Source organism: Sphingopyxis sp. (assembly GCF_036402335.1).
Taxonomy (GTDB): Bacteria; Pseudomonadota; Alphaproteobacteria; order Sphingomonadales; family Sphingomonadaceae; genus Sphingopyxis.
In genome coordinates this window covers 1-9,486 of the sequence record NZ_DASWTD010000007.1, presented here as the reverse complement: position 1 = coordinate 9,486, position 9,486 = coordinate 1, and the positions used below count along the sequence as shown (strand labels likewise).

Genomic DNA, 9,486 nt, shown 5'->3' with positions numbered 1-9,486 from the left:
GAGCTCTTTTGCCAACGTCTTCGCAGTAGCCTTGCCATAGGGCGGTTTGAAACCCGCGAGCCCCGCGACGTCGAGCTTGGGCTGGCGATAGACCGCGCGCGCGTGGCTGAAGGTGCGGAAACCGTCGACCCCGTGATAATTGCCCATCCCCGACGGGCCGACCCCGCCGAACGGCAGGTCTTCCATCGCGTTGTGGAACAGGACGTCGTTGACCGTGACGCCGCCCGAGATCGTCCGCGTCAGCACGCGGTCCTCCTCGCTCTTATCCTGCCCGAAATAATAGAGGCCGAGCGGACGGTCGCCCGCGTTCACATAATCGATCGCATCGTCGATCGTCTTGTACGTCTTGACCGGCAGGATCGGGCCGAAGATTTCCTCCTGCATCACCTTCATGTCGTCGGTCGGGTTGCGCACGATATGGAGCGGCATCTTGTGGCTGTTCGAGCTCGCGAAATCCTCGCCGCCCGGATTGACCTCGATCACCTCGGCGCCCTTCTCGCGCGCGTCGGTCAGATAGGATTGCAGCCGGTCGTAATTGCGCGTGTTCACCACTGACGTGTAATCGTCGTTGGCGAGCAGGGTCGGGTACAGTGCCGCTGCGCCCTTCGTCACGCTGTCGATCACCGCGCCTTCTTCGTCCTCGGCGACGAGCAGATAGTCGGGCGCGAGACAGATCTGCCCCGCGTTCATCATCTTGCCGAGCGCAACGCGCTGGCCGACGAGATCCTTGTTCGCGCTGCGCCCGATGAAAGTCGGCGACTTGCCGCCGAGTTCGAGCGTGACGGGGACCAGATTATCGGCCGCGGCGCGCATGATATGCCGCCCGACGCTCGTCGCGCCGGTAAAGATCATATGGTCGAAAGCGAGCTTCGAGAAAGCGACGCCGATGTCGGCATCGCCGGTAAACACCGCCATCTCGCTCTCGTCGAAATAGTCGGGCACCAGCCGCGCCATCAGCGCCGAGACATTTTCGGTGAATTCGCTCGGCTTGATCATCGCCCGGTTGCCCGCGGCGAGCACGCCCGCCATCGGCACGAAGACCATCCCGACCGGGAAATTCCACGGGGCAACGATACCCACGACACCTTTCGGCTGGAACTGCACCTCGGCCTTCGCCCCGAGCAGCCCGAGCGGAAAGGTGGGCTTGCGCTTCTCGCCCTTCGCCCAGCTCGCCATATGCTTCTTCGCATGCTTGAGCGCGCTCACCGACGGCATGATGTCGGTCATCAGCGTCTGGTCGCGGCTCCGGTGTCCGAAATCCTCGCTCACCGCCCTGGCGAAATCCTCGGCATTGTCGACGAGCAGCGCGATCGCGCGATCGATGCGGTCGCGGCGCACCGCGAGGCTTTCGGGCATCGCAGCGGTAAAGCTCGCCTTCTGCGCCGCAAGCACGTCGTGCATGCGCGCGGTTTCGCCTGCAATATCCTGGCTGATCGCCGTGGCCATGACCCGTCTCCCCTATATCTGTGCGGCCGATGTTTGATCATGCCGCGCGGCGGGTTGCAAGATGAAACCGGACACCCATCTCTTCCCTGCCTCTTTCGCAAGTGCAGCAAAAGGGCTAAGCGACCCGCCGACGTATCTTTCCCCACCGGAGTCTCTCGATATGACCGCCACCGATCCCGTCGTTTTCCTTTCCTATGCGCGCACCCCGATGGGCAGCATGCAGGGCAGCCTGTCGGACGCGAGCGCGACCGATCTCGGCGCGACCGCGGTCAAGGCGGCGGTCGAGCGCGCGGGCGTGTCGGGTGACGATATCGAGCGTATCTATATGGGCTGCGTGCTTCCCGCCGGCCTCGGCCAAGCGCCGGCGCGGCAGGCCGCGATCAAGGCGGGCCTGCCCAAGTCGGTGCAGGCGACGACCGTCAACAAGGTGTGCGGTTCGGGCATGCAGACCGTGATCATGGGCGCCGAAGCGCTCGCCGCGGGCAGCGTCGATCTGGTCGTCGCGGGCGGCATGGAATCGATGACCAACGCGCCGTACCTGCTCAAGAAGCATCGTTCGGGCGCGCGCATCGGCCACGACACGGCCTATGACCATATGTTCCTCGATGGCCTCGAGGACGCATACGAAGCGGGCCGCGCGATGGGCACCTTTGCGCAGGATACCGCGGATGCGTATCAACTGAGCCGCCAGTCGCAGGACGATTATTCGATCGAATCGCTGAGCCGCGCCAAGGCCGCGATCGCCGCCGGCGCCTTCGCCAGCGAAATCGCGCCCGTCACCATCGCCGGCCGCAAGGGCGACGTCATCGTCGACACCGACGAAGCCCCCGGCAAGGGCATGCCCGACAAGATCCCGACGCTGAAGCCTGCCTTTGCCAAGGACGGCACGATTACCGCCGCGACCAGCTCGTCGATTTCGGATGGCGCCGCCGCGGTCGTGCTGACGCGCTAGTCGGTCGCCGACGCCAAGGGTGCGAAGCCCGTCGCCCGGCTCGTCGCGCACGCCGCGCATGCACAGGAGCCCAAGGACTTCACCGTCGCCCCCGTCGGCGCGATCAACAAGCTGCTCGCCAAGACCGGCTGGTCGATCGGCGATGTCGACCTGTTCGAAGTCAACGAAGCCTTCGCCTGCGTCGCGATGTTCGCGATGCACGACCTCGGCATCCCGCACGAAAAGATCAATGTTCACGGCGGCGCGACCGCGCTCGGCCACCCGATCGGCGCCAGCGGCACGCGGATCATCACGACGCTGATCGCGGCGCTCCAGCGCCACGGCAAGACGCGCGGCATTGCCAGCCTCTGCATCGGCGGCGGTGAAGCGACGGCGGTTGCGGTCGAACTGGTCTGAACCGCCAATATTCGAAAAGTTGCACGGCGCCGTCGCAAGACGGCGCCGTTTCATCGTTATGGCCGCGACAATTTGCGACACTAATGACCTGAAAATAAACGGCGCATTCCGGTTCGGTTCAACCCGACTCGCCTAATCCATCCTTGTCATCGGGCAGATCCCCTCCCCCTGACCGATTGAAAGGAATGGCACCATGAAGAGCAAATTTCTCACCGCCGGCCTGATCGCCGCGATGATGGTCCCTGCCGTGGCGCAGGCTCAGACCCGCGAGATCCGCAAGGACCGCCAGGAACTGCGCGAAGAACAGCGCGATCTGCGTAATGCGCAGCGCTATGGCGACCGCGGCGATGTCCGCGACGCGCGCCACGACGTCCGCGATGCCCGCAAGGATTTGCGCGAAAGCCAGCGCGACTGGCGCCGCGACACGCGCTACCAGAATTATCGCGCCCCGTTCCGCTATCAGCAGTTCCGCGTCGGCGCGACGCTGCGCCCGACTTATTATGCTCCGGCCTATCGCCCGAGCTGGGACAGCCGCTGGGGCGTGCCGCGCGCGGGTCGCAACCTGACCTATGTCCGTCACTACAACGACCTGCTGCTCGTCAACGAGCGCAACGGCCGGGTCGTGAAGGTTTACCGGAACCACTTCAACTGGCGCCGCTAGGCTTTAACGAATGAAGGGGCCGGGCGGGAAACCGTCCGGCCTCTTTCATTGTCCGCTTTGGGGCGGGAGACGTCCCTTTTGCGCACCCCGGTGCAAGCCGGGGCCCATGCGGTAACACGCTAAGTTCGCGTTAGAATGCTGGGCCCCGGCTTTCGCCGGGGTGCACATCCCTATCGTCGGCTTCCGGCCGAAACCTGCCTTTAATCGCCCCAGATATGGTCGGTCTGGATCCACCCCTTGCGGCCTTTGACGTCGAACAGGCACCAACCGTTCTTGCAATCGGTAATGCGCCCGACGACGCCCGGTTGGGCGCGATAGGCCACCGCCGCCGACACGTTTGCCTCCTCACGCATCGGCCGGATTTCGCCGGTGACGATCGCGGTGCGCGTGCGGCTCAGAAGCCGCGCCGCCATCCAGCCCTGCGTGCCGTCGGGATCCTCGATCTTGCGCCAGGTTTCAAAACGCGCGACGACCCTGACCGGCAGGTCCTTGCGCCGATATTCCCAGATCACCGGGACGTCGGGCGACGGCCCCTTGCGCATCCGTGCCTCGTCGACGCTGATCGATGCCCAATAGGGCAGCGGTACGGGGTCGGATTGCGCGGCGGCCGGTCCCACGACGGCCATCAAAGCGGCGGCTAGCATTATCTGGCGGCTGGTCATCACTCTGCCTTGTCAAACTCGGGTCCGCAATTCAACCGCTCGCCGCGCAAAAGGCTGCGTTCATCCCCCGTCTTTTCCTGACACCGACTCTTGACCGCGGTGCTGCGGCGCGCTCTATCGGCGGCCATGCCCGATTCATCCCGTCCGAAACGCCCGCGCGTCATCGTCACCCGCCAGCTGATGCCGCATGTCGAGGGCCGCATGGCCGAATTGTTCGACGTTTCGCTGTCGGCGCGCGACGAAGCCTTTTCGACCGAGCAGTTGAAGGCAGCGGTCGCCGATTGCGACGTCTTCGTGCCCACCGTGACCGACCAGATCGACGCCGATGTCATCGCGGCAGCGGGCGAACGGCTGAAGCTGATTGCCAATTTCGGCGCCGGGGTCGATCATATCGATCTTGCCGCCGCGCGCGCAAAGGGCATCATGGTGTCGAACACGCCCGGCGTGTTCACCGAGGATACTGCCGACATGACGATGGCGCTGATCCTCAGCGTCCCGCGCCGCCTCGCCGAGGGCGAAAAGCTGATGCGATCGGGCCAGTGGGCAGGCTGGGCGCCGAGCGCGATGCTCGGCCACCGCGTCGGCGGCAAATTGCTCGGCATCATCGGGATGGGACGGATCGGCCTTGCGGTCGCGCGCCGCGCCCGCGCATTCGGCCTGTCGATCCATTATCACAACCGCCGCCGCCTGCCCGAAGCGATCGAGGAAGAATTGGGCGCGAGCTATCATGCGAGCGTCGACACGCTGCTTCGCATCAGCGACGTCGTGACGATCCACTGCCCGCACACGGCGGAAACGCACGAAATGGTCAACGCCGCGCGTATCGGGGCGATGAAGCCGACGGCCTATCTGATCAACACCGCGCGCGGCGAGATCGTCGACGAAAAGGCGCTCGTCGCGGCGCTCCAGGCGGGCCGCATCGCCGGCGCCGGGCTCGACGTCTACACGCACGAACCCGCGGTCGATCCGGCGCTGCTCGCGCTCCAGAATGTGGTGCTGCTCCCGCACCTCGGATCGGCGACAATCGAGGGGCGCGAAGCCTCGGGCGAAAAGGTCATCGCCAACATCCGCGCCTGGTGCGACGGCCACCGGCCGCCCGATCAGGTGCTGGAGGGGTGGGCGTAGTCCTCTGGCAATGCCGAAGATCTATTAAGCTGCGTCATTGCGAGCGAAGCGAAGCAATCCAGAGCGTCACTCCCTGCCGTCGACGATCTGAGACCACATATCTTGCCAAAGCGGGTTTTCCACTTCGATCAGTGCGATCTTCTTCGCTCGGCTGCCCGCCTTGATTTGCTTTTCGCGCGCGAGGCGGTCTCCATCATCGCATGCATCTCGAACCAAACGAGCATCTTGCAGTCGTAGCTCTGCGAGAAACCACCCCGCCCTTCGCGATGCTGCCAAACGCGCTGGACCAAGTTCGAGGTCACGCCCGTATAGAGCGTACCGTTGCGCTGGTTTGTCATAATATAAACCGCTGGCAGACGTTCGCGCATGGCCGCTCTGGATTGCTTCGCTTCGCTCGCAATGACGAGATATTTCAATCCCCTGTCAAAATCCGGTCGACGAGCTGCTTCACGGTCGGCGTGAAGTTGTTCGAGTAAAAGGGGTCGGTCTTGAAATTGAACGCGGCATGGCCCGCGAACATCAGATTCTGCTCGGGATCGCCGCCGTGCGCGATATCCTGCAGCGTCTTCTGGATACAGAAGCTGCGCGGGTCGGCGAGATAGCCGGTGGTGTAATCGTCATGGTCTTTCCACGACGAAAAACCGCAGTGCGACAGGCAGCCCATGCAATCGGTCTGGTCCTTGCGGATCACGGCCTTGTCCTCGGCGGTGACGAAGACGACCGTATTGTCGGGAGTCTTCAGCGCCTCGGTATAGCCTTCGGCCGCCCAGTCGCGTGCGCGTGCGCGGTCGTGCGGAGTGACCCAGAAATTCTTGCCCTTCACTCCGACATCAAGCTGAACGATATGATCGCCGGCTTCCTGCTTCGAATAGGGAATCTGGCGTTCCGAGCGCGCTTCGAGGTCGCGTAGGAACGGGGTGCGCACCGCGCTCGAATAGAAACCCGTCGGCGAGAAGCGGTGGAGCAGCACGTCGCCGTCGTCGAGCGTGCGGAGGCGATCCTTCCACGCCTGCGGGATCGGGCTTTCCTCGGTCAAGAGCGGCCGCGTGCCATATTGGAAGACGATCTGCCCGAGTTCGGCATTGTCGATCCAATCCTCCCAGTCGCGCAGATACCAGACGCCGCCCGCCATCACGATCGGCACGCTGTCGGCGATCCCTTCGGCGCGCATCGTTTCGCGCAGCGCCGCAACGCGCGGATAGGGATCCTGCGGGACGAGCGGATCTTCGGCGTTCGACAGGCCGTTATGACCGCCGGCGAGCCACGGATCTTCGTACACCACCGCGCCCAGCAGATGCGGGACCTTGTGATAGGCGCGTTTCCACAGCGCGCGAAAGGCCCGCGCCGAGCTGATGATCGGCAGATACAGGACGTTGTGGCGCTCGGCGATTTCGCTGAGCTTGTACGGCATGCCCGCGCCGCACGTGACCCCGGCAACCTTCCCCTTGGTGCGCGCGAGCACACCTTCGAGGATCTGCTGCGCGCCGCCCATTTCCCACAGCACGTTGATATTGATCGCGCCCTTGCCGCCCGACACTTCATACGCGCGCTCGACCTGCGCGACCGCGCCTTCGATGCCGTACCGGATCAGCTCTTCGTGGCGCTCCTTGCGCGTCAGCGCGTGATAGACCTGCGGAATGATCTTGCCTTCGGCATCATAGCTGTCGGCATTGACCGCCGACACGGTGCCGATCCCGCCCGCGGCGGCCCAGGCGCCGCTCGACATATGGTTCGTCGCCGACACGCCTTTCCCACCCTCGACCAGCGGCCAGACTTCGCGTCCGCCGTAAAGGATGGGCTTCAAACCTTTGAACATTCCAAATCTCTTTCTCTCCACCGGCTGCGTCTCGCACACCGGCCCCCACTACCGTTTCCGTAAGCGGAACATGGCCGTGAAAGTCAATGGGCGCGCCGCCTAATCCCCGGAGAAAAGGCGGCGTTCCCGAAGGGCGCGACCATAGAGATTTTCATAGGCGGCGACCATGATAGATTCGTCGAAGCGTTCGGCGGCGATGCGCCGGTTGGCAGCACCAATTTGCGCGCGCAGTCCGGATTTTCGGGCGAGTTCGGCGAGCGCGCTGCGCAAGCCCGCTTCGTCGGCGGCGATGAACCGGCGATTTTCGTCCGACACCATCGCCGCGACGTCGCCAACGTCGGGGCTGGCGACGGGCAGACCCGCCGCCATTGCCTCGATCACCGCGATCGGCGCCTGTTCGCTCTGTGACGACAGCGCGAGCAGGTCGAACTGGCCGATCCAGCGCGCGGGTTCGGCCATGAAGCCGGGCATGACCAGCCGGTCGGTCATGTTGCACGCCGCCGCTTCGGCGGCGATCGCCCCGCGCTCGGGTCCTTCGCCGACGATGACCAGCCGCACGTTCGGCGGCAGCGCCGCAACAGCGCGCACCAGCCGCGGCAGGTCCTTGACCTTGCGCAGCCCTGCAACGGTGCCGATCACTACCTCGCCCGCGCGCCGTTCGAAACCGGGAACCGGCATCGGGGCCGGCTTTGCATAGGCGGCGACGTCGATGCCGTTGCGGATCAACTGCGTGCGCGATCCCGCGCCCCATTCGTCCGCCGCGATCCGCTCAAGCAGGGTCGACGGCACCACCAATGCCTCGGCCGCTGGCAGCGCCAGCCTGCGAAAAGCGTTTCGCTTCCAGTTGCGCCGGGCGCTCTCGTCCTCGTTGAAGCCATCCTCATGATGGATCAGCGGCGGGAGCCCTCCGAACGGCGCAAAAATGCGATGCGCCATCACCCCGTCCATCGATCCCCAATTGTAGCTGAGGATCAGATCGAACTGCCGCATATAGCGCGCAAGGTCGCGGTAGCGCGCCGGCCCGGGCTTGCCATATAGCGGCGGCGCATCGGCCGGAAATTCGACATCGACACCCGGATCGATCGCGTCGCGCGCGCCCAGCGCCCCCGGAACCGCCGACAGGATGGTGTGGCGCGCGCGGGGCCCCATCAGATTCATCAGCCGGACGGCGCGCGCCTCCTTCCCGCCCAGCGAAAAGCTCGAATGAAGGTGCAGCAGCCTCGCGGGAACATTGGCGGTGGTCACGCGGCGGGCAGGTCCGCCGCCCACGCGTCGATCGCAGCGCGCGCCTCGGGCTCGTCCATCGTCGGCGCATGGCCGACTCCCGGCACTTCGACCAGCCGCGCCCGCGGCAGTTCGGCCGCCATCTTCTCCGCCGCCGTATGCGCGAGGATATCCGAAAGCGCGCCGCGCAGGATCAGCAACGGAATATCGCCAAGCGCGCGGTACGCCGGCCACAAATCGACCCCGGCATCGCCACCGCCCGGCACGCGCAGCGGCGCGGCGATCTGCTTGTCATAATCGGTGACGATGCGCCCTTCGGCGGTCAGCCGGTGGGTGCGCTTGGTCAGCCGCAGCCAGTCGTGGATTTCATAACCGGGATAAACTGCGCCATTGAGTTCGGCGAAGGCGCGCGCGGCGTGCATCCACGTCGGCTGACTGCCGCCCGCGCCGATATAGTCGCGGATGCGCTCCAGCCCCGCGGTTTGCAACTCGGGCCCGACATCGTTGAGCACCGCGCCAACGAGACGCCCCGGCAGCGTTGCCGCCATCAGCATCGACACCAGCCCGCCAAGCGACGTCCCGATCGTCGCAAAGCGGTCGATCGCAAGTTCGTCGAGCATCGCGACGACATCCTGCACATAGGTCAGCGGGACATAGGTCATCGGATCCTTGGCAAAGGCGCTCTCCCCCCGCCCACGAAATTCGATCACGATCGTCCTGCGATACTGTGCGACATGCGGCGCGAGTGCCTCGAAATCGCGGGCGTTGCGCGCAAGCCCGGGCATGCACAGCACCGGCGGCGCATTTTCGCTTCCTTCCGGCCCGGCATAAACGCGCGCGTGCAGCCGGACGCCGTCGGACGACCACCAATATTGGTCCGACCAGTCGCGGCGGCTGTCCTGCTTGGCCAATATGGCAATTCCCCTTGGTCGATGTTCCGGCATGTCCCGGCGCGCGGGACTCGTCCGCGTCTATCGCCAACCACGCCGCGCGGCGCAAGCGATCCGTCATACGGGGCCGCCACAGGTTGCCGACACCCGCTTTCACGGATAAGAGCCGGGCAACCATGAGCGAGACCCTGCTTTCCTTCGAACCCGCAACCGGCGAAGAGCTGTGGCGCGGCCCGGTCAGCAATATCGATGCCGAAGTCGAAATCGCACGCCGCGCCTGGCCCGAATGGGCCGCGAAGCCCGTCACCTTCCGC

General features: G+C 65.1%; 7 protein-coding genes and 2 pseudogenes. 3 read left to right on the top strand and 6 right to left on the bottom strand.

Annotated features, from left to right (window positions below):
• A partial coding sequence (locus tag VGD20_RS00160) for a coniferyl aldehyde dehydrogenase (RefSeq protein WP_331132510.1) occupies positions 1-1,446 on the bottom strand: 1,446 nt, incomplete at its 3' end.
• Between the two features lie 160 nt (positions 1,447-1,606).
• Between VGD20_RS00160 and VGD20_RS00155 the strand changes: the two are divergent.
• Together VGD20_RS00155 and VGD20_RS00150 are read left to right on the top strand one after the other, a co-directional pair.
• Positions 1,607-2,794: pseudogene (locus VGD20_RS00155) on the top strand (acetyl-CoA C-acyltransferase).
• A 193-nt stretch (positions 2,795-2,987) separates the two neighbouring features.
• Positions 2,988-3,455 carry a hypothetical protein gene (locus VGD20_RS00150; RefSeq protein WP_331132509.1) on the top strand — a complete coding sequence of 156 codons (468 nt, stop codon included), beginning with the start codon at positions 2,988-2,990 and terminating at the stop codon, positions 3,453-3,455.
• Between the two features lie 200 nt (positions 3,456-3,655).
• Here VGD20_RS00150 and VGD20_RS00145 read toward each other — a convergent pair whose 3' ends face one another.
• A complete protein-coding gene (locus VGD20_RS00145; protein WP_331132508.1) occupies positions 3,656-4,117 on the bottom strand; it encodes an SH3 domain-containing protein in 462 nt (153 codons plus the stop codon).
• A 126-nt stretch (positions 4,118-4,243) separates the two neighbouring features.
• Between VGD20_RS00145 and VGD20_RS00140 the strand changes: the two genes are divergently transcribed.
• Positions 4,244-5,242, top strand: a complete 999-nt coding sequence (locus VGD20_RS00140; protein WP_331132507.1) for a D-glycerate dehydrogenase — start codon at positions 4,244-4,246, stop codon at positions 5,240-5,242.
• Between the two features lie 66 nt (positions 5,243-5,308).
• Here the strand turns inward: VGD20_RS00140 and VGD20_RS00135 are convergent.
• The 4 genes and pseudogenes from VGD20_RS00135 to VGD20_RS00120 all read right to left on the bottom strand — a co-directional run bounded on the left by VGD20_RS00135 (position 5,309) and on the right by VGD20_RS00120 (position 9,226).
• Positions 5,309-5,610, bottom strand: a pseudogene (locus tag VGD20_RS00135) (GIY-YIG nuclease family protein).
• Between the two features lie 44 nt (positions 5,611-5,654).
• Positions 5,655-7,058: an NAD(P)H-dependent flavin oxidoreductase gene (locus VGD20_RS00130; RefSeq protein ID WP_331132506.1), complete on the bottom strand. Its 1,404-nt coding sequence runs from the start codon at positions 7,056-7,058 to the stop codon at positions 5,655-5,657.
• A gap of 99 nt (positions 7,059-7,157) precedes the next feature.
• The gene (locus VGD20_RS00125; RefSeq protein ID WP_331132505.1) at positions 7,158-8,303 is read right to left on the bottom strand and encodes a glycosyltransferase family 4 protein; all 1,146 of its coding nucleotides are present in this window, start codon (positions 8,301-8,303) and stop codon (positions 7,158-7,160) included.
• Positions 8,300-9,226, bottom strand: a complete 927-nt coding sequence (locus VGD20_RS00120; protein ID WP_331132504.1) for an alpha/beta fold hydrolase — start codon at positions 9,224-9,226, stop codon at positions 8,300-8,302. The genes VGD20_RS00125 and VGD20_RS00120 overlap by 4 nt, the downstream gene beginning before the upstream one ends.
• Between the last annotated feature and the right edge of the window lie 260 nt (positions 9,227-9,486).